The organism is Endozoicomonas sp. SESOKO3, assembly GCF_024606255.1.
Genome location: NZ_JAHHPR010000299.1, coordinates 1 through 2,061, shown reverse-complemented (window position 1 = coordinate 2,061; position 2,061 = coordinate 1). Strand labels below are relative to the sequence as shown.

Annotated in this window: 2 protein-coding genes; both read left to right on the top strand. The window is 43.7% G+C overall.

Annotation, left to right across the window (positions count from 1 at the left end; genetic code table 11):
- Window positions 1-572: 572 nt before the first annotated feature.
- The gene (locus KDK18_RS05355) at window positions 573-797 is read left to right on the top strand and encodes a hypothetical protein (RefSeq protein ID WP_257253742.1); all 225 of its coding nucleotides are present in this window, start codon (window positions 573-575) and stop codon (window positions 795-797) included.
- Window positions 798-889: 92 nt separating this feature from the next.
- Complete coding sequence (locus KDK18_RS05350; protein WP_257253741.1) at window positions 890-1,918, top strand: SIR2 family protein; 1,029 nt, start codon at window positions 890-892, stop codon at window positions 1,916-1,918.
- Window positions 1,919-2,061 lie beyond the last annotated feature (143 nt).

The following is a 2,061-nucleotide window of genomic DNA, read 5'->3' as shown; positions in this document are numbered from 1 at the left end:
CCGTGTAATGGTCGGTGGATGATTCGGGGTAGATTATAAGAAGACTTGTACGTTTGAGCGAATAGGCATTAAAAAATCTTGCAATAAAATCTGAATCACAGGGAAAACGATCATTTTTTATTCAGTGTGAGACTCAGGCCCACACTAATGAGCATAAGCATCCCCAACGTGAATCGGGTTCTACAAACTAATACCATAGGGATGAAACCTGTTCATGGTTTCATTTCGCTGTGCTGCTGGCAAACCAGCCTTGATGCGTTTCCGGACTTTGCCGGTCCACAGTCTAGTCGGTGATGTTCGTCTTACAGACCCCACTTTTCTAGTTAATGACCGTGAAGATTCTGATCTTTGTGCCTGTTATGAAGTTTGGCTTGTAGTGCAAAATTGGAACACAAAAATTTTTTTAACACAGTGCGCTGCAAGGTTTAAAATAAGCATCTTTAAGACTATTTAATTCAGGGGTAGTAATGGAACCGTACAAGCAGTAGTTTGGCAAGGATTACCCACTGGGCATCCGTATTCCGGTCTACTTCAAAGACCAGTCGTACCGTAACGATACCGGCCCTTCCTTCGTGTACGTGCAGGGGCACAAAATTCTGAAAATCTGCGTGCTTCCCGAAGACCCTCGACACCGGGAAATTGACGACAGCCTGCGTTACTCTCTGATGGAAATGAAAACGTCACAAGATGATGATTATCAGGAGTTTGTAGACGTGCGATTTGAGGCAGAGTCGCCAGAAGAGTTTGAACAGGTCATTTTTGATGAGCCAAAACTGAAGCAGTGGTTAGTAGGTTAGGCGTAGCTGCTTGAAAACAAGTTCCGCTTTGCCTGCAAACATTAATTTGTCTTATAGAAATACAAGGAATTTTTTTGAGTAAGAAGTTGTTCTTGATTCTGGGTAACGGATTCACCATAGATTTCCTGAAACATATTGGTCGATTTGATGATATAGACGTAATAAATTTGTTTCGAAGAGGCACCGAGGTTCCTTGGCCAGCAACAGGAATGCCGGGCTTCCTGTCTTTTAAACACTGTCCGAACTTATGGAACCTAGGGGCCAGACCAAACATGAGTGCCAGGGACGCAATGGATCTGATCGAGGACATTATCACGTGCGTAAACGTCTATGCATCAAAGAAGAAGCCTGATGAGGTTGGCCTAGGTGACCGACCTAACGATATCTATATCCACGCCTACAAGGAATTCATCCAATATATTAAGCACTTGTTTGTTTTTTATAACAAACAAGTGCCAGAAATACCGGACTCAGCTCAGAGCTGGCCTTGGCTTGAGTTTATAAGGCATGCCAGTCAGTCAGATAGCTATAGCGAAATAGTGGTCGTCACATACAATTACGACGTATGGCTAGAGCGCCTTCTAGACCGATTCAAGATACCCTACAAAGTTGGGCTTGTGGGTGACAGAGTGGAAAATGCAAGGATAAAAATACTCAAGCCTCATGGCTCAATTAGTTTTCTTCATGAGAGCAAATCTGCCAGAGACTCTTATGGAATAAAGTACGACCGTGAGCTTCAGGATGGTTCGACAGAGGAATTTTCGGTTGCTTATGATGGCCTGGATGATAATCACCTTATTACAGCCCTGATTCCCCCAGCAGGTGACTCAGAGCGTTTTCGTCACACGTGGTCTTTTCCTATTAGAGCTGAAGCAAAGCTCAAGGCTGATAGGCTAGACAAGGATGACGAAATGATTATTTGTGGCTTGTCTTACTGGCACGTAGACAGGTCTGAGCTTGACGAGCTGTTTACGGGCTGTGACCCCTTACTCGACGTGACCATGATAAACCCTAACCCTCAAAGAACAATCAATGCTGTTCTGACAAGTATATTCAGTAATTTTGTTACATATTCCAGTTCTGAGACTCTCAAGGAGAAGATGAAATGTCAGTCAGCCTGATGCGAGAAACGAACACGATCACGGTGGCTAACTTCTGGGAGAGCTACTTACTGAACAAATATAATTTTGCCCCTGCTTACCAAAGGGACAGTGTTTGGAGCGACGAAAAACAGTCATTTTTCATTGATAGCTTGCTTAAAAAC